A 20,987-nucleotide genomic window follows, 5' to 3' on the forward strand; every position below is an offset into this window, starting at 1 on the left:
CGAGTACCGGCACCCCTGAGCGTATCCGGTGATCAGCCTCCGAGTTGAGGCACACTGACGGGTGTGAAGCGGCCAGCGATGGTTTCCGAGGACATTCTCCCGCCCGCGACGGGTACCCAGCCGCCGTGGCCGGGCCGCGAAGTGGCACTTGACGGGCAGATCACCCACGTGCGTGAGACCCCGGCCACCAGCGGCGACGCCGAGCCAGCCCTGTACGTGCACGGCCTCGGCGGTTCCGGGCAGAACTGGACCGAACTGGCGGGCCTGCTCGCGCCCCGGCTCGACGGCCAGGCGATCGACCTGCCCGGTTTCGGGCTGAGCGAACCGGGCAAGCGTTATGGAGTCGCGGCCTTCTCCGCCCGGGTGATCCGGTGGATCGAGGATTCCGGCCGTGGTCCCGTGCACCTGTTCGGCAACTCGCTGGGCGGGGCGGTCAGCGTGCGGGTCGCGGCGAACCGGCCGGATCTCGTGCGCAGCCTGGTGCTGATCTCCCCGGCCATGCCGTTCGTCGACCCGCGCTGGTCCTTCCACTCTCGGCTGATCCCGCTGCTCCTGGTACCCCGGGTGGAGAAGCTGGCCGCCCGCCGGCTGACCGCGATGGATCCGGCCGAGGTGGCCCGCACCGCGCTCCAGCTCTGTTACGCCGACCCGGACCGGGTGTCGGCCCAGCAGTTCGCCGAGGCTGAGGAGGAGGCGCGGTTCCGGCAGACGCAGCCCTGGTACACCGAGGCGTACATCCGGACCTTCCGTGACCTGGTCGGCACGTTCGTCCGGGCCTACCTGCCCGGCAGCGGTTCGCTGTGGCGGATAGCCGCCCAGGTGGAGGCGCCGACGCTGGTCATCTCCGGCCGGCAGGACAAGCTGGTCGACGTGCGGGTCGCCCCGCAGGTGGCCACGACGATCCCGGACAGCAGGCTGCTGATCCTCGACCAGGTCGGCCACGTGGCCCAGATGGAAGTGCCGCGTACGGTGGCCCGCGCGGTCATCGGCCTGCTGGACGAGCTGCGCGCCACCACGGACAGGCCGCGGGCTGGCGGTTAGGTTAGCCTGTGCCGGTGAAGCTGCTGCACTCCGGCAAGGTCCGGGACCTCTACGAAGACGGCGACGACCTGATCCTGGTCGCTTCCGACCGGGTGTCGATCTACGACGTGGTGCTGCCGACCGCGATCCCCGACAAGGGCGCGGTGCTCACGAGGCTGAGCCTGTGGTGGTTCGAGCAGCTGGCTGACCTGCTGCCCAACCACGTCGTCTCGGCGACGGACGTGCCGGAGGAGTTCGCCGGGCGTGCGATCCGCTGCCGCAGGCTCCAGATGGTGCCGGTCGAGTGTGTCGCGCGCGGTTACCTGGCCGGGATGGGCCTGGAGGAGTACCGGAAGAACGGCACCGTCTCCGGTCTCACGCTGCCCGAGGGTCTCGTCGAGGGCTCGAAGTTGCCCGAGCCGGTGTTCACGCCGACCACGAAGGCCCCGGTCGGCGAGCACGACGAGTTCATCACGTTCGAGGACGTGGTCACCGAGGTCGGCACGGCCACGGCCCGCGAGCTGCGCCGGATCACCCTGGAGGTGTACCGGCGGGGTTCCGAGCTGGCGGCGGAGCGCGGCATCATCATCGCCGACACGAAGATCGAGCTGGGCTGGGCGCCGGACGGCACCCTGGTACTGGCCGACGAGGTGCTGACCCCCGACGCCGCGCGGTTCTGGCCGGTCGACGCGTGGCAGCCGGGCGGCCCGCAGAAGTCCTACGACAAGCAGTACCTGCGCGAGTGGTCGCAGACCCTCGACTGGGACCGCACGGCTCCGGGTCCGGAGATCCCGGCGGAGGTCGTGGAGGGCATCCGCTCGCGGTACATCGAGATCTATGAACGGATCACCGGCCAGCCCTGGTAGGTAGTGCCGGGCCACCTCAGGTCAGATCAAGAACGAAGAGATCTGGAGCCAGATCCCAAACGATCCCGAACGGTCGATACTCGTCGCCCGCTGCTTATCGTGGTGCGATGACGGAGCTGGCGGCTGCCACCACTGTGGACGATCTGAGTGCCGCGCTGCGTGCCTTCCGCGAGCAGGCCGGCGGCCCGTCCTTCGCGGAGATCGTCCGGCGGATCGGCCGGATCAGGGCCGATCGCGGCCTGCCGGCCGCCGAGCAGCAGCCGGGCCGGGTCACGGTGTACGACTGTTTCAAGCCTGGCCGCCGCCGGCTGGACGTCGAGCTGGTAGCCGACATCGTCCGGGCGCTCGGCGGCGACGAGGCCGGGGTCGGCCTGTGGCGGCAGGCGTGCCGGGTCGTGCTGGGCCGGGCTGCCGCCGGGAGCGTGGTCAGTGCGCTGCCGGGCCTGCCGGAACCGGAGCCGGTCTTCACCGGCCGGCAGTCCGAACTGGACGGTCTGCGCTCCGGGACCACCGTCATCACGGGTATGCCCGGGGCCGGCAAGACCCAGCTCGCGATCCGCGCGGCGCACGCGACCGGTCTGCCGGGGCTGTTCGTCAACCTGCGGGGTTACGACCCGGTTCAGCCGCCGGCCCACCCTGCCGCCGTGCTCGCCGAGTTCCTGCGGCTGCTCGGGTTGCCGGGCCTGACGGTGCAGCGGATGGATCTCGCCGCGCGGGCTGAGGCTTTCCGCGAGCGGTTACGCGGCGCGGTGCTGGTCCTCGACAACGCTTCCGATACCGAGCAGCTGGCGCACCTGCTGCCGGGTCCCGGCAATCTCGTCCTGGTCACCAGCCGTCGCGTCCTCGACGTGCCAGGCGCTGACCAGCTCGAACTCGGTGTGCTCTCCCCTGGCGACGGCCTGGTGATGCTCGCGGAGACGATCGGCCACGAGCCGATCGCCGCCGAGCCGGAGGCCGCGGCCCGGATCGTGAGCCTGTGCGGGGCGCTCCCGCTCGACCTGGCGCTGACCGGGGCCGGGATCGCCGGCCGCCCCGGCTGGTCGCTCGCCGACCACGTCAAGCGGCTGGAGTCCTTCCCGCGTGACGAGGCCGTGCGACCGGCGCTCGCCGCCTCCTGCCGCAACCTGAGTGCCGAGGCCAGGCGGGTGCTGCGGCTCCTGGCCCTGCATCCAGGACACGACATCACTGTGTACGCCGCGGCGGCGCTCACCATGCTCACCGGCCCGGTCATCACCGTCCTGCTCGGGCAGCTGAGCGCCGAGCATCTCCTGACGAGCAGCGGGCCGGGGCGCTACCAGTTCCACGACCTGATCCGGGCGCACGCCAGCCGCCTGGTCCACGAGGAGGAGCCGCACAGTCAGCAGCGCGCAGCCCTTACCCGGCTGCTCGACCACTGCCTGGCGATCGAGCCGGAGGACTTCGGGACCGAGCGGGCCAACCTGATCGCCGCGGCTGTGCACGCCGCCGACCACGGCTGGCCGGAGCACGTGACCGGCTTCTCCGCGAAGCTCGCCGCGTACCTGGACACGACGGCCGCCTACGCCGACGCCGAGCTGCTGCACAGCCGGGCGCTGGAGGCCGGTACGGAGTCCGGCCGGCCGGGTGCGGCTTCCGACCTGGGGCGGGTGTACGAGAAGCTGGGGCGGTTCGGCGAGGCGCGCCAGTACCAGGAAATGGCCCTGGCCTTGTCAGAGAAGGCCGGTGACCGGCTGGGGCAGGCCCGGGCCCTCGGCAATCTGGGCAACGTCCTGAGCCTTTCGGGGCAGTATCTGGAAGCGATCGGGCACTATCAGCGCTGCCTGGCCGTGGCCCGCGAGCTGGAACTGCACCGGATGGCAGCCATCGCGCTGGGCAACATCGGCAACGCGCTCGACTCGATCGGCCGGTGCGCCGAGGCGATCACGCCGATCGAGGAGGCACTGGCCGTCGTCCGTGACCTGCCCGACCGGCAGTGGGAGGGCGTGCTGGTCGGCAATCTGGGCGTCGTGTACCAGCGGATGGCCTCGTACGAGCACGCGGCCGGGCTCTGCACGGAGTCGCTGGCGATCGCCCGTGAGCACGGCTACCGGCGCGGCGAGGCGTGCATGCTCAACGTGCTCGGCATCACGTCCGCCCACAGTGGAGAGTTCGCGACGGCGCTCGACCAGCACACCGAGGCCCTCACCATCTGCCGCGAGATCGGCGCGCGCGACTACGAGGCCAACGCCCAGACCGACCGCGGCCGCACGTACCTCCTGGCCGGCCACCCGGCCGAAGCCCTCGCCGATCACCAGGCCGCCCTGGCCATCGCCCGCGAGATCGGCGCCCGGCACCTCGAAACGCAGGCGCTCAACGGCTGCGGCGAGGCCACGCTCGCCCTCGGCGACCCGGCCACCGCCGCCCGGTACCACCGCGAGGCGCTGGCCTGCGGCATCGGCGACCAGATCGAGGACAGCCGGGCCCGGGCGGGCCTCGAAGCCGTCGGCTAGCCCTTCTGGAGCTGGCCGATCGAGTCCACGTACTTGAGCATCAGCCGGGCGAAGTCGAGCCGGTCACGCTCGGACCACCCGGCGGTGATGTGCAGGAACGCCTTCTCCTGCTGCTCACGGAACCTGCCCAGCAGGCCGATGCCCTCCGGGCTGAGCCGCAGCACCGTCCGGCGGCCGTCCCGCTGCGACGCGGCCCTGGTCAGGTACCCGGCGGTGATGCAGTCGGAGACCATCCGGCTGGAGACGGAAGGGTCGACGGCCAGCGCCTCCGCCACCGCCCCCACCGTGATCTCACCTTCCGGCTCAGCGGTCCCCTCCTCGACCACGGCGAGCACGAGCGTGCGGCTCATGTCCTTGTGGGAGATCGGGTTCTCGACGAGGTTGAGCACGCCGCGCCGCAGCTTCCGGAACGCGGGGCCGACCGCCCGCAGCAGCTCGGCCGCCTCTTCTTCCTCGTAACCGCTGTCCAGCTTCGCCATGCAGCCAGGCTAGCAGAGATGCATGTTGACATGAAGATGCATGCATGACAGCATGCATTTGTCATTCAGCACGTATATGACTCGAAGGACTACTGATGACCATCACCCTCGTCACCGGCGCCCGCGGCAAGGTCGCCACCGCACTCGCCGCCCGCCTCCGGGAGGCCGGCCTCCCGGTCCGCGCCGCCAGCAAGGACCCGTCGGCCCTCGACCTGCCGTCCGATGTGGAGCGGGCCGAGCTCGACCTGACCAACCCGGACACCTTCGCCGCAGCGCTCACCGGCGTCAGCCAGGTCTTCCTCTACCCCGAGCCCGACGGCATCCACGACTTCGTCAAGGCGGCGGAGGCCGCGAAGGTCGGGCACGTCGTGGTGCTCTCCTCGTCCACGGTGCTCGCCCCCGGCGCGGAGAACGACCCGCTCGCCAGGCCCAACGTGCTCGTCGAGCGGGCACTGGAAGGCGCGGCCTTCACCACGACCCTGCTCCGCCCGGACGCCTTCGCCAGCAACGCCCTCGGCTGGGCGTACCAGATCAGCAACGGCATGCCGATCGATCTGGCCTTCCCCGAGGCCGGCATCGCCCCGGTCCACCCGGAGGACCTCGCGGACATCGCCGCCGCCGCGCTGACCGGGCACCCGGTCGCCGGCCGGGCCGTCATGATCACTGGCCCCGAGTCGCTGACCTTCCGCGAGCAGATCGGCGTCATCGGCGGCCTGCTCGGCCGGGAGATCCCCGTGCGCGCGATCAGCCGCGCCGACGCCGAGGCTCAGCTCTCCCAGTGGGTACCGGCCCACGTCGCCACCGCTCTGCACGACCTGTGGGAACCCGCCGACGGCCGGGCCGCCGTGATCGGCGAGACCACGCTCAGCCTGCTCGGCCGCCCGGCCCGCACGTTCTCCGCGTGGGCGGCCGGCCACATCCAGCACTTCGGAGGAAACTGACCATGAAGCCGATCGGCTACTGGCTCAACCGCACGGACCGCGCCATCACCACCGCGATGAACCAGGCCCTGACCAGCGCCGGGATCACCCGTACCGGCTGGCAGATCCTCAACGTCGCAGGCCTGGCCGACTGCACCACCGACCACGTGCTCGACGTCCTCGCCGCCAACGCCGACCGCTACACCCTCCTCGGCACGATCGGCGACCTGCTCGCCGACGGGCTGCTCTACCGGCCCGGCCCGAACCTGCTGGCCCGCACGCCCAGCGGCGAGGACCTCTTCGCCCGCGCCGATGCCCTGATCGCCGGCTTCCGCGAACGCTCGCTGACCGGGATCAGCATCGAGGAGTACCAGACGGCCGTCAGAGTCCTCGAACGGATGACAGCCAACCTCGAAACGAGCTAGGCGTTCAGCCCGACCGCGGCCATCCGGGCGGCGTGCCCGGCGGTCAGCCGCTTGAACAGCGCGCCGACCGCCTGCAGATCCTCGGTGCCCTCCATGACCAGAGCCGGGAGGGCGTCACGCTCGGCCGCGACCCGCTGGGCCTGCGACAGCGCCTCGCCCACGAGCCGCCGGGCCCACAGCGCGAGCCGGTTGGCCACCTTGGGGTCGGCCTCCACCGCCGCGCGGATCTCGCCGGCCACGAAGTCGGTGTACCGGTGGTCGTGCAGCACCTCGAGCACCAGGTCCCGGTCCGGCCCGTCGAGGAACGCCGCGACCTCCCGGTAGAAGTCATCGGCGATCGAGTCGCCCACGTACGCCTTGACCAGGCCCTCCAGCCAGTCCCTCGGCTCGGTCTGGTCGTGGTACCCGTCGATGGCCGCCATGAACGGCCGCATCGCCTCCGCCGGGTCGGCGCCCAGCTCGGCCAGCCGGTCGGCGAGCCGGCGGTAGTTGGCGATCTCCAGGCCCGCCATCTCCGACAGCGCTGCCCTGCGGGTCAGGTCGGGGGCCAGGCGGGCGTCCTCGGCCATCCGGTCGAAGGCGCTGAGCTCGCCGTACGCGAGCACAGCCAGGAGGTCTACGACTGCGGCAGAAGACTCGGGCACGTCACGCAGGCTACCGAATTCGCGGGTTCCAGCGGCCGTTTCGGTGAGATGGGCCACCCCCCGGGCCCCCGGTTCCGTTGTCGGATACCTCACGTGAGGGCGCGAACACGGCGTGCCGCTGGCCGAACCGGTAGGATGGCTGCTAATAGCGGGTGTCCCCTGACCGGGCACGCCCGCACCACACAGCCACAGGAAGCGCCGCGGCGCGCAGGCCCGTGACCCCGCACCGGTAGGAAAACCGGCTCCACAGCGGGGGCTCGCGAGCGGCCAGCGTCACGTCGCGACACGTATCCAGCGCTTCTGGGGCCACAGGAGAGGGACACCACACTGCTTCCCGCACAGCACGACGCAGAAACGACAACTGAGGACATCACCCCCCGCGCGGTCGACGCACAGGCGCCGACCTTCGCTGAACTGGGCGTCCGCCCGGAGACCGTCGAGGCACTGGCCTCGGTCGGCATCACCCGGGCGTTCGCGATCCAGGAGTACGCCCTGCCCATCGCCCTGCGCGGCGTCGACGTGATCGGGCAGGCCCCCACCGGTACCGGTAAGACCCTCGGCTTCGGCATCCCGATCCTGGAGCGCACCGACGCGCCCGGCGAGGGCGCCAGCGGCAAGCCGCAGGCCCTGATCGTCGTCCCGACCCGCGAGCTGAACGTCCAGGTCGCGCGGGACCTCGGCAACGCAGGCAAGCTCCGGGGCATCCGGGTGCTCGCCGTCTACGGCGGCGTGGCCTACGAGCCGCAGGTCGAGACGCTCACCAAGGGCGTCGACATCGTGGTCGGCACGCCCGGCCGCCTGCTCGACCTGGCCAAGCAGAAGAAGCTCGACCTGTCGGAGGTCCGCACGCTCGTCCTCGACGAGGCCGACCGGATGCTCGACCTGGGCTTCCTCGAAGACGTGATCCGGATTCTCGCGATGCTGCCGGCGCAGCGCCAGACGATGCTGTTCTCGGCGACCATGCCGGACCCGATCGTGGCGCTGAGCCGCCGGTTCCTGACGAACCCGGTGACCATCCACGCCGGGCACGACTCTCAGGACAGCGCGCCGAACCCGCTGACCAAGCAGTTCGTCTACCGCACCCACCCGATGAACAAGGCCGAGGTGGTCTCGCGGATCCTGCAGGCCAAGGACCGCGGCCTGACCATGATCTTCTGCCGGACGAAGCGCGCCACGCAGAACCTCGCCGACGACCTGGACTTCCGGGGCTTCGCCGCTGGTTCCGTGCACGGTGACCTGGGCCAGGCCGCCCGGGAGCGCGCGCTGCGCGCGTTCCGGACCGGCAAGGTCGACGTGCTGGTCGCCACCGACGTCGCCGCCCGCGGCATCGACGTCAGCGGCGTCACCCACGTGATCAACTACGACTGCCCCGAGGAGCAGGAGACCTACGTGCACCGGATCGGCCGGACGGGCCGGGCCGGCGCGACCGGTGTCGCGGTCACGTTCGTCGACTGGGAGGACATGCCCCGCTGGGGCCTGATCGCCAAGAACCTGCACCTCGACAAGCCCAACCAGATCGACCCGCCGGAGACGTACCACACCTCCGCGCACCTGTTCTCCGACCTCGAGATCCCCGAGGGCATCACCGGCACCCTGCCCTCCGCCCAGCGGACCAGGGCCGGCCTCGCCGCCGAGGAGGTCGAGGACATCGAGGGTGGCAAGGAGAAGTCCCGCCGCCCGCGCCGTGGCGCCAAGGACAAGCCGGCCGCCGAGGTTGCCGCTGACCGTCCGCCGCGCCAGCGCCGCCGCTCCCGCCGGGTCGGAGACGAAGACCTTTCCCCGGTACCGGCGGAGCAGCCTGCCGCCGGCACCACCGAGCCCGAGGTGGCCCCCGAGCCCCGCAAGGCCCGGACCCGCACCCGGACGGTGAAGGTCTCCGAGGCCGAAGCCGTGATCGCCGAGGCGGAAGCCGTGGTGGCCGAGGCCGAGGCCGCCGTCGTGGCTGCCGAGGAGGTCGTGACGGAGCCGGTGGCCCGCAAGCCCCGTACCCGCACGGTGAAGGCCCCCGAGGCGCCGGCCACAGTGGACAAGCCGGCTCCCGTCGTGCTCGCGCCGGCCCAGCCGGGTACGTCGGGCGTGTCGATGCCGCTGTTCATGGCCCCGGTCTTCCAGGCGCCGCAGTTCACGTCCGCCGACACCGCAGACGAGTACTACGACGACGAACCGGAGCCCGAGGCCAAGCCCCGCCGCCGCAAGTAGTGCCGACCCGCTGAGAACGAATCTGGACTGCGCATCCGGGGCTCCCACGTACAACACCGGTACGAGGGAGCCCCGGATGCTTGCCAGATCCGCCCTCAGCGGGCCACCTCAGGTCAGATCAAGAACAGAACGAGCTGGCTGTGTATGGTCAGGGGCGTGAGTGATCCGGACCAGTACTGGCGGCGGCCCGCTCCCGGTGAGCCCGAGCCGCCGGCCGTGCTGCCCGCGCCGCCAGCCGCCTACGCCGGCCCGCCCAGGTCAGCGCCCCCGCCGCCCGGCTGGCGCCCGCCGATCGTCCTCGAGATACCACCACCCCGGCAGATGCCGGCCCAGGACCACCCGGCCCTGGACTCCGAGGAGAAGTCCGCCCGCACGATCACCTACGGCGTAGCCCTGATCGCCGGCTCCATCTTCATCCTCATGACGATGGTCCTCTGCGCCCGCGCAGTACTGTAAACCGCTCTTGACCTGCCCTTCGCCCTTGAACTTGAACTTGATCTAAGGCGAGGTGGCCCGGCACAACCTACCCCCAGACCATGCGGGAGCCTGTGTCCCCTGTCTTGTAGGCGTACCAGAGGCTGAGGCCAGCGCCCACCAGCACCAGCACACCAAAAACGATCATGATGACCAGCCGCCCGCGTGCCGCAGGCGCCTCCGCCGCACCCTCCGCCGCCTGGGCCTTCACCCGGCGGCTGGCGGCGTCGAGCGCGACGAAGAACAGCGCGACCAGCGCCAGGCCGCAGACGGCCCAGAGCAGCTTCTCGCCGTGGTCCTGGTGTGCCTTGACCGCGTCGGTGAGCTCGGCGGGGAACTTCTTGTCCCGTAGCTTCTTCCCGCTCTCCTTCGCGAAGAAGGCAGCGCCCGGCGCGACGATCGCCAGCGTGACCACGATCCAGTTCAGCCGGGAGCGCAGGAAGGGCAGCACCACGAAGGCGATGGCCAGGATGGCGAACAGTGGCACGAAGACGACCGCAGCGTGTACCAGCAGCGGGTGGGCTGGCAGGCCGTTCAGCTCATCGAACATCTTGCCAGTGTCGGCCGTCGGGGCACCGGTGAGCAATGGCCCACACCGGCCCGGGCTAAAGTTGACTCGTTCCAGAAAAAGTGGTTACCTGGCAGTCATGCACAGTGACCAGCTCCGCGCCCACGGGCTCCGGGTGACCAAGCCCCGGCTGGCGGTGCTGGACATCCTTGCCGCCGGCGGCCATCTGGACGTCGACGAGATCACCCGGCAGGCCCGTTCCCGGCTGGACAGCGTATCCACCCAGGCCGTCTATGACGTACTGGGTGCGCTGACCAGGGCCGGGCTGGCCCGGCGGATCGAGCCGGCCGGGCATCCGGCCCGGTTCGAGGCCCGCACCGGCGACAACCACCACCATGTGGTCTGCCGGTCCTGCGGCGCGATCGGCGACGTCGACTGCGCCGTGGACTACACCCCTTGCCTGACCCCGTCCCAGCACCACGGCTTCCGTCTCGACGAGGCCGAGGTGACCTACTGGGGCCTGTGCCCGGCCTGCCAGGAGATCACAGACGACTGAACGAACCCCCGAGTAGAAGGAGTTCCAGCGTGTCCACCGAGCACCCCTCGAACGACAGCATCACCTCCACTACCGAGACCGGCGCGCCCGCGCCCAGCGACGCGTTCTCGCTCACTGCGGGAGCCGACGGCCCGATCCTGCTGCACGACCACCATTTCATCAGCCAGATGGCCCACTTCAACCGCGAGCGGGTCCCGGAGCGCAACGTGCACGCCAAGGGCGGCGGCGCTTTCGGCCACTTCACGGTGACGGCTGACGTCAGCCAGTTCACGAGGGCCGCGGTGTTCCAGCCTGGCGCGGTCACCGACACCCTGCTGCGGTTCTCCACAGTGGCCGGTGAGCAGGGCAGTGCCGACACCGTACGCGATCCGCGCGGTTTCGCCCTCAAGTTCTACACGTCCGAGGGCAACTACGATCTGGTCGGCAACAACACGCCCATCTTCTTCATCCGCGATCCCATGAAGTTCCCGCACTTCATCCGGTCACAGAAGCGGCTGCCAGACACCGGGCTGCGGGACAACACGATGCAGTGGGACTTCTGGACGCTGAATCCGGAGTCGGCGCACCAGGTCACGTTCCTGTTCACCGACCGCGGTACGCCGGCGAACTGGCGGCAGCAGCACGGTTTCGGCAGCCACACCTACATGTGGACGAACGCCGGGGGCGAGAAGTTCTGGGTGAAGTACCACTTCCTCACCGATCAGGGCATCGCCACCTTCTCGGCTTCCGAGGCCGCGGCCGTGGCGGCCCAGGACGCGGACTTCCACCGGCGTGACCTCTTCGAGCACATCGCGCGCGGCGACCATCCTTCGTGGACGCTCAAGGTGCAGATCATGCCGTACGCGGACGCGGCTGCCTACCGGTTCAACCCCTTCGACATCACGAAGGTCTGGCCGCACGGCGACTACCCGCTGATCGAGGTCGGCAGGCTCGTCCTCGACCGCAACCCGGAGAACTTCTTCGCGCAGATCGAGCAGGCGGCGTTCGAGCCGTCCGCGCTCGTGCCCGGCATCGGGATCTCGCCGGACAAGATGCTGCTGGGCCGGATGTTCGCCTATGCCGACACCCACCGGTACCGGATCGGCACGAACTACCTCCAGCTCCCGGTCAACCAGCCCAAGTCGCCGGTGAACTCCTACACCTTCGACGGCGGCATGCGCTACGAGCACTCGGGTAACTCCCCCGTCTACTCCCCGAACTCGTTCGGCGGGCCCGTGGCGAACGCCGAGGCGGCTGCGGAGTCCGGCTGGGAGGTCGACGGCGACATGGTCCGGTCGGCGTCCACCCTGCACGCCGAGGACGACGACTTCGGCCAGCCGGGCACCCTGGTCCGCCAGGTGCTCACCGACACCGAACGCGTGGTGTTGGCCAACAACGTCATCGGCCACCTCAGGGCCGGCGTCCAGGAACCGGTCCTGAGCAGGGCGATCGCCTACTGGCGGGCCGTCGACAAGGGGCTCGGCGACACGATCGCCGCCGGAGTCGGCACGCCCTGAACCTGTTCAGCCCCGGCCGCTGATCGGTAAACTCGGCTTCCTCTACGTCCCGCGACGGGGCCGCAGGGGAGGCCGAGTTCCCCGTATATATGGGACAATTCGGGGGACGCGTTGGCTACCAGGTAGCCAGCAGGGGGTGATCAGATGACCACAGGCTGGACCGCGGCCCTCGCCGCTGACGTCCGCGACGCGCAGACCCTGCGCCGGATCCTGGCCGACCCGACCAATCCCGAGGTGTATCCGGATTCGATCCCGCACGAGCTGCTCAACGGAGCCATCATCGTGACGCCACCGGCCGGCCCCACCCACGGCTCCCTGATGCACATCCTCGGCAGCCACCTCCGCCGCCAGCTGCCCCGGCCACTGTGGCTGGGCATCGACACCTGGCTGTACCTCGACCGGCAGAACCACCCGGCTCCCGACCTGATGCTCTGCCAGCGGCCGGACAGCGAGATGAAGCGCCCGACCGAGGCACTGCTCGTCCTGGAGATCCTCTCGCCGGCCACCGCCGACCGCGACCGGGGCGAGAAGAAGTCCGTCTACGCCCGGCACGGCATCCCGAGTTACCTGATCGTCGACCCCGAGCCGCTGACCGTCACCGAGTACCGGCTGGCCGGCGACACCTACACCGAGCAGCAGACGGTCACGGCGCCCGGCATCTTCACCACGGACACCCCGTGCCCGCTGACCATCAACCTGGGGTCGCTGGCCCGCGAGCTGGCCGACTGGTGAAGGCTCGTGCCAGCGGGATGATCCCGAGCACGAGGACGAGCGTGATCGCGAAGCCCAGCCGCAGGTTCCCGGCGAGGCCGACCAGCGGCGCGCCGATCACGAACCCCGCGTAGTTGAACAGGTTGACCCGGGCGATAGCGACCCCGGTGTCGTCCGGATCCAGGCTGGCCGCTGCCGTGAAGGACTGCGGGACGATCGCGCACAGGCCGAGGCCGAGCACGCCGAAGCCCGCGATCGCCAGCCACGGCTCCCCGGCCGCCACGACCAGGCCCAGCCCGGCCGCCCCGCCGGCCGCCCCGGCGACGACCGTCCTGACCGGACCGAAGTGCTCGGCGAGGCGGCCGAGCAGCATGCAGCCCTGGTAGGCGAAGTAGGCGAGCGGGGCCAGGGCCTCGGTGCCGCCCAGCGACTTCAGGTACGGGCCGTGCCAGTTGGCTGTCGAGGCGTCCGCGATGTACATGAACATCATCGCGAGCCCGATCAGGAGCACCGGCCGCCACGGGACCCGCGCCCCGACTCGCTGTCCACTGGGGACGATCTCGTCGCGGCGGAGCATGCCCGGGCCGGCCAGCAGCGCGAGCACGACCCCCGTACCGGCGGCGAGGCTCAGGTGCGCGGCCAGTGGCAGCTCGCGCGCCGCCGCCACGCTGGCCAGCACGGCCGCGAGCAGCCCGGCCACGCTCCACACCGCGTGGAAGGAGGCGAGGATGCTCCGGCCGTACCGGCCCTGGACGGCCACGCCCTGCATGTTCATCGCGGCGTCGACCACGCCGACCGCGAGGCCGAAGGCGACGAGGACGGCGTACAGCGCCGGGCGGCCGGGGGCCCAGCCGACCCCGGCGACCGCCAGGCAGACCAGCACTCCGCTGGCCCGGAGGGCGAGGGCGCTGCCCAGCCGGGCGGCGATCACTCCAGCGAGGACACTGCCGAGGCCGGCGAAGACCGGGACGGCGAGGAGTACGAGAGAAAGCTCCTCGTCGGTGAATCCGTGGCGGGACTGGATCGCCGGGATCCGGGTGACCAGGCTGGCGAAGCACAGGCCCTGGACGAAGAACGCTCCGGCCACCGACAGCCTGGCCCGCCGGTCGCGCGCGTCCGGCGTGACGCCGGTCACTGTGCTCATAACTGAGAGATTCTCGGGTTCACCCCGCCGGAGCGCAATACCCTTCGATCGCCGACCACGGCTCGCGCTGCGCCGCCGACTGCCCGGCCGGGCACGCGGCCCGGAAGTCGCACCACGAGCACAGGGCGCCGGGGCGCGGCTCGAACGCCGTCTCGGCCTGGATGTCGGCGACCGTCTCCTCCGACCTGCGGACGTGCCGCTCGATGGACTCCGGGGTGTGCCGGTGCGCCGCGACCTGGCCCGACGGCAGGTGATGGAGCTCGACCGTCCGGCACGGCTTGCGGAACAGGCGCTCGGCCGCATACGCGTACAGCGCGAGGGCACGCGAGCCGCGCGCGTCGTCCGGCCCCAGCCCGGTGCGGCCCGTCTTGTAGTCGACGATCACCAGCTCGCCGTCGCGCTCATCGATCCGGTCCACCCGGCCGGACAGGGCCAGGCTGGCCGTCTTCGCCGCGACCGTGCGCTCCACGCCCACCGGCTCCTCCGGTAGCGAGGTCACATACTCCGTCAGCCAGGCCAGCGCCCGCTCGTACACGGCACGGACCTGGGCGGAGTCGCGGTAGCCGTCGGTGACCCACGCGCCGCTGAGCAGCCTCGGCAGCACCTCGGGGCGGCGCTCGCGCTCCGGCAGGTCATACCACCGCTTGAGCGCGTTGTGCACGCTCGCGCCGAGCGAGTTGTGCGCCCACGGCGGCCCCTTCGGCGGGCCCGGCCGGTCAAGATAGGTGTACCGATACTTCCTCGGGCAGTCCTCGAACGTCGTGATCCTGCTCGGAGTGCAGGAGAAAAGGCGAGGTGGAGGGGAGAATAGGGCTAGCTGATCTTCGTTGTCCGGTTTCGCGCTCGGCATATTCCCATGCTGCCAGCAGGGTGCGACACTGGATCGGGTGCATCGCCTGGTGCGGCCCCGGGGAGGGTGATCATGGGTTTACTTCGCTGGTTGCGTGGTAGTGACGAGGACAGCGCTTCCGCTGGTGCCATGTCCGCTGGCATGGCCGAGCTGGGCGGTTTCTTCTCCCCCGGCCAGCGGAAGCAGACCGAGCACATCGAGGAGCAGAAGCAGCGGCGGCAGGACGTCAACGCCTCCGGCGGCTCGAAGATAGACCTGGACAAGGGCGTAGCCGTCCTTCGGAAACTGCCGACCCGCTGAGCGAAAATCTGAGCTGCGCAACGCAAAAGCCCGTGTACAACCAGTACACGGGCTTCCGCGTTGCTTGTCAGATTTCCGCTCAGCGGGCCACCGCGCCTTAGGTCAAGATCAAAAGATCAAGATCAGATCGCAGCTGGTACTGGCTCCTCGGTGGCCTTCTTCACCGTGTGCTGGGCTGTCCTCAGGGTGCGGACGCCGCGCGGGATCAGCATCGCGAGCGCCGCGACCACCATCACCGCGCCCAGACCGGCCAGGGTCGGGCTGATCCCGGCCACGTCGGCGATCGGACCCGCCGTCATCTGGCCGATCGGGATGGCCATGAAAGAGCCGAGCATGTCGTAGGAGTACATCCGGGCGAGCATGTCCTCCGGCACGTGTTCCTGCATCGTCGTCTCCCACGCCACGCCGAACTGCTCGATGCACACCCCGGCGAAGAAGGCCACCGGCACGAGCACGACCAGCCGGGGCGCGAAGGCCAGGGCGAACGGGATCAGCGCCATCGAGCTGGTGCACACCACGCCCAGCAGGAGCAGCCGCCTGACCCGTAGCCGCATCGCGATCAGCGCGCCGACCGCCATGCCGGCGGTCTCGGCCCCGAGGACCAGGCCCCAGGACTTCACGCCGATCGTGTCCTTGGCCAGCACCGGGCCGAGCACCATCAGGGCCGCGCTGCCGGCGGCGTTCATGACCATGAAGCCGAGGACGACGCTCCACAGCCAGTCCCGGGCGATGAACTCCCGCCAGCCCGTCCGCAGCTGCGCGAACGTGCTCTCGCCCCGGTCGGCCGCCGCAGGGGCCGGGGCGACCTTGAGGATCGCGAACAGCGCCCCGGAGATCGCGAACGTCATGGCGTCGGCGGCCACTCCCCAGCCCGGGCTGGTGTACGCGATGGCCAGGCCACCGAGCGGTGCGCCGACCACCATCGCGCTGGTGTGGCCGAAGCGGAGGATCGCGTTGCCCTGCTGGCGGCACTCGGCGGGAAGGACCTGGGTGACGATCGCCCCGCTGGCCGGTCCGGTCAGTGCCGCCGAGACGCCGTTGACCGCGGCCAGCGCCACGAGCAGGGGGATCGTCGCCGAGTGGGTCAGGATGAGCGCCGCGATCGCGCCCTGGGTCAGCGCGCTGAGGGCCGACGAGCCGACCAGGATCAGGTGGCGGGGCAGCCGGTCGGCGATGATCCCGCCATAGAGCAGGAAGATCACGTTGAGGATCATCCGGGTGCCGACGACCAGGCCGAGGTCGGTCGCCGACCCCGTCAGGTCGAGGACGGCGAAGGCCAGGGCGATCGGAGCCACCGCCGAGCCGAAGGTGTTGATCACCCGCGCGGACAGCAGCAGGCGGAACTTGTGCAGGCGGAGGGGGGACGCCACCGGATTACTTCCCTTCGTCCAGCATGGTGAACATGGCGATCGTGGTGTTGGTCCGGACAGTGCCGGGGGTACGCGGGGGCTGGGCTGACTGGTGCAGGAACAGGCTGGCCTCGTGGACCCGCTGGGTGACCTCGCTCCACACGTCGGGTGTGACCCAGAGTTCGGCGTCGGTCGTCTGGCCGAACGCCGCCAGCTTCGCGGCACGGCGCTGGAGTTCGCCGGCGACGGCGTACAGGAACGCCTCCTCGCCCGGGGAAACCTCGCCTGTACCGCTCGCGACGGGCTTCGCCGGGTCGTAGCGGTATCTGCGGACGCGGCCGCCCCGCACGACCTCGCCGTCGGAGACGTCCACGACGCCGGCGGAGGCCAGCTGGCGGAGGTGGTAGCTGGCGTTGGCGTGGGTGATGCCGAGTTCGTCAGCGACCTCGGTGGCCGACATGGCCGCGCCGGTCAGCAGGGAGAGCATCTGCAGCCGGAGCGGATGGGCGAGGGCACGCAGCCTCGGCACTTCCTCCAAAGACATGTTGGGGAGTCTGGCACGCCGCACCCAGGACCGTCAAACAATTATTGGGCAGTGCTAGAAGTACTCCTTCACGTACGTCACGATCGCGTCGGCGATCATCTGCACGGCGATCGCGGCCAGCAGCAGGCCGGCGATCCTGGTCAGCACCTCGATCCCGCTCGGCTTCAGCAGCCGGACGATGATCCCCGAGTACCGCAGCACCAGGAAAATGATCACGTGGATGACGACGATCGCCCCCGCGATCGCGAGGTACCCACCCGCGTCGTCGGCGCCCCGCACGAACAGCATCGTCGCCACGATCGCACCCGGCCCGGCCAGCAGCGGCGTGCCGAGCGGTACGAGCGCCACGTTGGACGTCACTTCACGCGACGGGTCGTCGGACTTGCCCGTCAGCAGCTCCAGCGCGACGAGCAGGAGCAGCAGGCCACCGGCCGCCCGCAGCGCGAACAGCTCGATGTGCAGGTACTTGAAGATCTGCTCGCCGATCACGGCGAAGGTCACGATGACCCCGAAGGACAGCAGCACCGACTGGAGCGCCGCCCGGCGCCGGTGCCGGGCGTCCATGCTGGAGGTGAGCGCGAGGAAGATCGGCACCAGCCCCGGCGGGTCGGTGATCACGATCAGCGTCAGGAACACCGCCCCGAACAGCTTGAAGTCCACTAGTTCACCCTAAGGGCAGTCCCGGTACTCTCCGCGACGATTCGCTCGTACACGTCCGCGCTGGTGGTCCGGGCTCCGAGCCGGACAGTCTTGTTCGTACCGTGGTAGTCGCTCGACCCCGTCACCGCCAGCCCCAGCTCGGCGGCGAGCACCAGCAGCTCGGCCCGCTCGGTCTCCGTGTGGTCGGTGTGGTCGGCCTCCAGCCCGAAGAGCCCGGCGCCGGCCAGCTCGACGATCAGCGAGTCGGGTACGACGGTCCCGCGCTTGCTGGCCCTCGGGTGCGCGAAGACCGGCACGCCGCCGGCCCCCCGTACCATCCGCACGGCGTCGAAGACCTCCAGCGCCTCCTTCGGCAGCCGCCACCGCTTGCCCAGGTACTGGTCCTGGAAGGCCTCGTCCACTGTCGACACCACGCCCTCGGCGACCAGCGCCCTGGCCAGGTGCGGACGGCCCACAGCCCCGCCGCCGGCCAGTTCGAGTACCTGCTGCCAGGTGATCCCGACGCCGTCGGCGCGGACCAGGTCGACCATGCGCTCCGCCCGGCGTTCCCGGTCGGTGATCAGGCCGGACATGGCTGCGGACAGGCCGGGGTCAGCCGGGTCGAACAGGTAGGCCAGCAGGTGCAGCTCGATGCCCTCCCAGTGACAGGACAGCTCGGCGCCCGGTACGAGAGTGAGGCCGGGCGGCAGCGCCTTCGACGCCTCGGCCCACCCGCCCGTGGTGTCGTGGTCGGTGAGGGCGACGACCGACAGCCCGGCCTCGGCCGCCTCCCGCATGAGCTCGGCGGGCTGGCTGGTGCCGTCGCTGACGGTCGAGTGGGTATGGAGGTCGATGAGCACACGCTGAGCCTACGGCCCCCGTCAGCTCACGGGCGGCGCAACCGGGTGCACCGCGTCACGTATGGCATCGTGATCTCGTCCCTCCCGCGCAGCTCCGGATGCGAGCCGAGCAGTTCGCGTACCTCCCCCAGCAGCTGGGCACGCTCGGCTTCCGGCAGGACGATGACGTAGCTGCGGGAGGCGACCATGTCGAGCAGGCCTGCGGGGGTCAGCGTGTGCTTCCAGCGGATCTCGGTCCGTTCGGGGGCACCGAAGGGCTCGCCGATCGGCGGCTCGGTGTCGATCTCGCTGCGGGTGTGCTGGTGCAGGATGTTGTCCAGCAGGGCGACCCAGTGCTCGCTGTTGTCCCGCATGTTCCACACCAGGCCCAGCGTGCCGCCGGGGCGGAGGACGCGGGCCACCTCCGGCACTGCCAGCGCGGGGTCAGCCCAGTGCCAGGCCTGCGCCGCGACGACAGCGTCCACGCTGGAGTCCGGCAGCGGAATCCGCTCCGCCGTCCCCTCGTGCACGGGCACGCGCGGCAGCGCCGCCGCGAACTGCGCCCTCATGTCCGCCGAGGGTTCCACCGCGACGACATCCAGTTTCGCGTCCGCCAGGAGCCTGGTGAATTTTCCGGTACCGGCACCGAGGTCCACCACCCGCCGCGCCTGCCGGGGCACGAGCCACTCGACGGCCGACAGCGGGTACGGCGGCCGCCCGCGCTGGTACGCCTCGGCCTGCGAGCCGAACGAGCCGGCGTGCAGCGCCTTCGACCAGCGGCGGGTCGCACCCTGCCTGGTCATCCCGCACGCCTGCCCGATCTCTTCCCAGCTGGCCGTCTGCGCCTGGCGCAACTGGCGGATGATCGCGGCCCGGCGGCTCTCCATCCCGGAGATGGCCTCGGTCAGCCGCCCCAGCCCGGCCAGCCCGCCCGGCTCCGCGACCGCGTCGACGTACCGGCCGAGGTCTTCATGATCATTATTGGGCACGATGAGCAACATATGTTGCCACCGCGTCCACTGTCAACAAGTGTTGCGTCGCGCTACTCCGGCCTGCGCGCCACGAACACCATCTCGCGGCCCGGCCGGTCCGGCGCGTCACGCACGCTCTCCACCGCGAACCCTGCAGCCTCCAGCGAGGACGTCACCTCAGCCCTGCTCCGGAACCGCAGCGTGGACTCAGACTCCAGCACCTCGCCGTCCGCGAACCGGAGCACGCCACGGAACGTCACCAGCTCCCCGCTGACCTCCAGCAGCTCGTACCAGCTCTCCATCTCGCCGAACCCCTCCACCACCGTGGACGACCGCGACTTCTCCGGCACCCAGTCCAGCCAGGCCCGCACCCCCGGCTCCCGGGTCTCGAACACGAGCCGCCCGCCCGGCCGCAGCGCCGCGTACGCCCCGGCCAGCACCCCGGCCCACTCCTCGTCACCGAGGAAGACCTGCGCGACGTTGGCCGTCATGGTCACCAGGTCGACCTGGATCGGCGGCAGGTCAGCGACGTACCCGTGCACCCACCGGACCCGGCCGGCCCCCGCCTTCCGGCGCGCCACGTCCAGCGAGGCGCCAGCCGGCTCCAGGCCGGTCACCTCGTACCCGTGCGCGGCCAGCATGCAGGCGAAGGTCCCGGTACCGCAGCCGATGTCGAGCACGCGCTCAGCCCCGAACTCCCCGGCCATCGCCAGGTACCGGTTCGAGGTCGCTGCGGTCGGGATCGAGCGGGTCGTAGAGCTCGGCGAGCCGGGGATCCGTGAAGGCGGCGTCAGGCATGCGCCCGACACTATCCGGAGCGGACGGTCAGGCGCCGTCCTCCGACGACTCCTCGTTGCGGCCGAGGCGGGCCTCGACGGCCTCCGGCTCGTACATCTCCTCACAGACACGGAGATAGAGCTCATTGGGATTCGGCAGGTGCTTGACCTCGCGCAGCGCCTGTTCCTGGCCTGCCGACTCGAGGACGAACGTGCCGTAGTTGAGCATCCGCCCGACCGGCGACTGCTCGTACTTCATGTCGGTGACCCGGAGCAGCGGCATCATCGCCACCTTGCGCGTCACGATGCCGGAAACGACCATCACCCGTTTGTTGGTCAGGATGAACCGGTCGAAATACCAGTCCAGGTGCTTCCAGGCGACCCAGAGCAGCACGGCGATCCACACGGCAGCGATCACGCCAGTGAGGACGGACTGCTCCTTGCGAGCGGCGTAGCCCGACAGGTAGCCCATCACGAAGGTCGCGGCCACCCCGATCGCCAGCTCGGGAACGAGGTGGATCCAGTGCCGGCGCCACTCGCCCCTGTACCGCTCGGTGGGGAACAGGTAACGCGAGACCAGCGGGCTGGGCTCGGGTTCGAGAGGCAGAACGCGGCGCGGGCCGACCGGCAGGCCGGCCGCGTCGAAACGAAGATCCTCGAGCTCCTCCTCCGTAATGGAGGGAGGAGGAGCTACCACAAGGTCTCCCGATTCGGCCGCCGACTCCGGGCGTGCCCGGGGAATCGGCTCGGTCTCCCGCAGCTCTGGCGGGTCCTCCGGGCCGGTGCGTGCGTCGTCAGCCATATCAGGG

General features: G+C 70.5%; 23 protein-coding genes. 11 read left to right on the forward strand and 12 right to left on the reverse strand.

What is annotated here, in order from left to right; genetic code table 11:
• Positions 1 to 78: 78 nt before the first annotated feature.
• The 3 genes from A3G1_RS0121170 to A3G1_RS38820 all read left to right on the forward strand — a co-directional run bounded on the left by A3G1_RS0121170 (position 79) and on the right by A3G1_RS38820 (position 4,354).
• Positions 79 to 1,041: an alpha/beta fold hydrolase gene (locus tag A3G1_RS0121170; RefSeq protein ID WP_018351487.1), complete on the forward strand. Its 963-nt coding sequence runs from the start codon at positions 79 to 81 to the stop codon at positions 1,039 to 1,041.
• A gap of 14 nt (positions 1,042 to 1,055) precedes the next feature.
• Positions 1,056 to 1,886: a phosphoribosylaminoimidazolesuccinocarboxamide synthase gene (locus A3G1_RS0121175; RefSeq protein ID WP_026212357.1), complete on the forward strand. Its 831-nt coding sequence runs from the start codon at positions 1,056 to 1,058 to the stop codon at positions 1,884 to 1,886.
• Positions 1,887 to 1,993: 107 nt separating this feature from the next.
• A complete protein-coding gene (locus A3G1_RS38820) occupies positions 1,994 to 4,354 on the forward strand; it encodes a tetratricopeptide repeat protein (protein WP_018351489.1) in 2,361 nt (786 codons plus the stop codon).
• Here A3G1_RS38820 and A3G1_RS0121185 read toward each other — a convergent pair.
• On the reverse strand, positions 4,351 to 4,833 hold the full coding sequence (locus A3G1_RS0121185) for a MarR family winged helix-turn-helix transcriptional regulator (protein WP_018351490.1): 483 nt from the start codon (positions 4,831 to 4,833) through the stop codon (positions 4,351 to 4,353). The genes A3G1_RS38820 and A3G1_RS0121185 overlap by 4 nt on opposite strands.
• 95 nt (positions 4,834 to 4,928) lie before the next feature.
• On the opposite strand from A3G1_RS0121185, the gene A3G1_RS0121190 reads away from it, so the two are divergent.
• Positions 4,929 to 5,774 (forward strand): NAD(P)H-binding protein, encoded by an 846-nt coding sequence (locus tag A3G1_RS0121190; protein ID WP_018351491.1) that lies wholly within the window; start codon positions 4,929 to 4,931, stop codon positions 5,772 to 5,774.
• A gap of 2 nt (positions 5,775 to 5,776) precedes the next feature.
• Positions 5,777 to 6,178 carry a MarR family winged helix-turn-helix transcriptional regulator gene (locus A3G1_RS0121195; protein WP_018351492.1) on the forward strand — a complete coding sequence of 134 codons (402 nt, stop codon included), beginning with the start codon at positions 5,777 to 5,779 and terminating at the stop codon, positions 6,176 to 6,178.
• On the opposite strand, the gene A3G1_RS0121200 is transcribed toward A3G1_RS0121195, so the two are convergent.
• On the reverse strand, positions 6,175 to 6,822 hold the full coding sequence (locus tag A3G1_RS0121200) for a ferritin-like fold-containing protein (RefSeq protein ID WP_245563559.1): 648 nt from the start codon (positions 6,820 to 6,822) through the stop codon (positions 6,175 to 6,177). The genes A3G1_RS0121195 and A3G1_RS0121200 overlap by 4 nt on opposite strands.
• Before the next feature lie 327 nt (positions 6,823 to 7,149).
• On the opposite strand from A3G1_RS0121200, the gene A3G1_RS35985 reads away from it, so the two are divergent.
• Both A3G1_RS35985 and A3G1_RS0121210 read left to right on the forward strand, forming a co-directional pair.
• Positions 7,150 to 9,021 carry a DEAD/DEAH box helicase gene (locus A3G1_RS35985; protein WP_083937022.1) on the forward strand — a complete coding sequence of 624 codons (1,872 nt, stop codon included), beginning with the start codon at positions 7,150 to 7,152 and terminating at the stop codon, positions 9,019 to 9,021.
• A 156-nt stretch (positions 9,022 to 9,177) separates the two neighbouring features.
• Complete coding sequence (locus tag A3G1_RS0121210; RefSeq protein WP_245563560.1) at positions 9,178 to 9,477, forward strand: translation initiation factor 2; 300 nt, start codon at positions 9,178 to 9,180, stop codon at positions 9,475 to 9,477.
• A 67-nt stretch (positions 9,478 to 9,544) separates the two neighbouring features.
• Here A3G1_RS0121210 and A3G1_RS0121215 read toward each other — a convergent pair whose 3' ends face one another.
• Positions 9,545 to 10,045 (reverse strand): DUF2231 domain-containing protein, encoded by a 501-nt coding sequence (locus A3G1_RS0121215; RefSeq protein ID WP_026212358.1) that lies wholly within the window; start codon positions 10,043 to 10,045, stop codon positions 9,545 to 9,547.
• A gap of 97 nt (positions 10,046 to 10,142) precedes the next feature.
• On the opposite strand from A3G1_RS0121215, the gene A3G1_RS0121220 reads away from it, so the two are divergent.
• The 3 genes from A3G1_RS0121220 to A3G1_RS38825 all read left to right on the forward strand — a co-directional run bounded on the left by A3G1_RS0121220 (position 10,143) and on the right by A3G1_RS38825 (position 12,787).
• On the forward strand, positions 10,143 to 10,559 hold the full coding sequence (locus A3G1_RS0121220; protein ID WP_018351497.1) for a Fur family transcriptional regulator: 417 nt from the start codon (positions 10,143 to 10,145) through the stop codon (positions 10,557 to 10,559).
• A 29-nt stretch (positions 10,560 to 10,588) separates the two neighbouring features.
• Positions 10,589 to 12,055 (forward strand): catalase, encoded by a 1,467-nt coding sequence (locus tag A3G1_RS35990; protein WP_018351498.1) that lies wholly within the window; start codon positions 10,589 to 10,591, stop codon positions 12,053 to 12,055.
• Between the two features lie 144 nt (positions 12,056 to 12,199).
• Positions 12,200 to 12,787, forward strand: a complete 588-nt coding sequence (locus tag A3G1_RS38825; protein ID WP_018351499.1) for a Uma2 family endonuclease — start codon at positions 12,200 to 12,202, stop codon at positions 12,785 to 12,787.
• Here A3G1_RS38825 and A3G1_RS0121235 read toward each other — a convergent pair.
• Complete coding sequence (locus tag A3G1_RS0121235; protein ID WP_026212359.1) at positions 12,747 to 13,910, reverse strand: MFS transporter; 1,164 nt, start codon at positions 13,908 to 13,910, stop codon at positions 12,747 to 12,749. The genes A3G1_RS38825 and A3G1_RS0121235 overlap by 41 nt on opposite strands.
• A gap of 19 nt (positions 13,911 to 13,929) precedes the next feature.
• Positions 13,930 to 14,760, reverse strand: a complete 831-nt coding sequence (locus tag A3G1_RS36000; RefSeq protein WP_040479125.1) for a RecB family exonuclease — start codon at positions 14,758 to 14,760, stop codon at positions 13,930 to 13,932.
• A 72-nt stretch (positions 14,761 to 14,832) separates the two neighbouring features.
• Here A3G1_RS36000 and A3G1_RS40680 point away from each other — a divergent pair, with 72 nt between their 5' ends.
• Positions 14,833 to 15,060 (forward strand): DUF6191 domain-containing protein, encoded by a 228-nt coding sequence (locus tag A3G1_RS40680; protein ID WP_157641265.1) that lies wholly within the window; start codon positions 14,833 to 14,835, stop codon positions 15,058 to 15,060.
• A 122-nt stretch (positions 15,061 to 15,182) separates the two neighbouring features.
• Here the strand turns inward: A3G1_RS40680 and A3G1_RS0121250 are convergent, their stop codons facing one another.
• From A3G1_RS0121250 to A3G1_RS0121280, 7 genes are all read right to left on the reverse strand, one after another.
• Positions 15,183 to 16,430 (reverse strand): MFS transporter, encoded by a 1,248-nt coding sequence (locus tag A3G1_RS0121250; protein ID WP_018351503.1) that lies wholly within the window; start codon positions 16,428 to 16,430, stop codon positions 15,183 to 15,185.
• 4 nt (positions 16,431 to 16,434) lie between these two features.
• Positions 16,435 to 16,953 carry an ArsR/SmtB family transcription factor gene (locus A3G1_RS0121255; RefSeq protein WP_040479127.1) on the reverse strand — a complete coding sequence of 173 codons (519 nt, stop codon included), beginning with the start codon at positions 16,951 to 16,953 and terminating at the stop codon, positions 16,435 to 16,437.
• A 54-nt stretch (positions 16,954 to 17,007) separates the two neighbouring features.
• On the reverse strand, positions 17,008 to 17,613 hold the full coding sequence (locus A3G1_RS0121260; protein ID WP_018351505.1) for a MarC family protein: 606 nt from the start codon (positions 17,611 to 17,613) through the stop codon (positions 17,008 to 17,010).
• The gene (locus tag A3G1_RS0121265) at positions 17,613 to 18,452 is read right to left on the reverse strand and encodes a PHP domain-containing protein (protein ID WP_018351506.1); all 840 of its coding nucleotides are present in this window, start codon (positions 18,450 to 18,452) and stop codon (positions 17,613 to 17,615) included. Before A3G1_RS0121265 ends, A3G1_RS0121260 begins: the two co-directional genes overlap by 1 nt.
• Positions 18,453 to 18,478: 26 nt before the next feature.
• Complete coding sequence (locus A3G1_RS36005; protein WP_245563561.1) at positions 18,479 to 19,420, reverse strand: class I SAM-dependent methyltransferase; 942 nt, start codon at positions 19,418 to 19,420, stop codon at positions 18,479 to 18,481.
• 53 nt (positions 19,421 to 19,473) lie between these two features.
• On the reverse strand, positions 19,474 to 20,109 hold the full coding sequence (locus A3G1_RS36010) for a class I SAM-dependent methyltransferase (protein WP_018351508.1): 636 nt from the start codon (positions 20,107 to 20,109) through the stop codon (positions 19,474 to 19,476).
• 118 nt (positions 20,110 to 20,227) lie between these two features.
• On the reverse strand, positions 20,228 to 20,980 hold the full coding sequence (locus A3G1_RS0121280) for a PH domain-containing protein (RefSeq protein WP_018351509.1): 753 nt from the start codon (positions 20,978 to 20,980) through the stop codon (positions 20,228 to 20,230).
• Between the last annotated feature and the right edge of the window lie 7 nt (positions 20,981 to 20,987).

The organism is Longispora albida DSM 44784, assembly GCF_000379825.1.
Taxonomy (GTDB): domain Bacteria; phylum Actinomycetota; class Actinomycetes; order Mycobacteriales; family Micromonosporaceae; genus Longispora; species Longispora albida.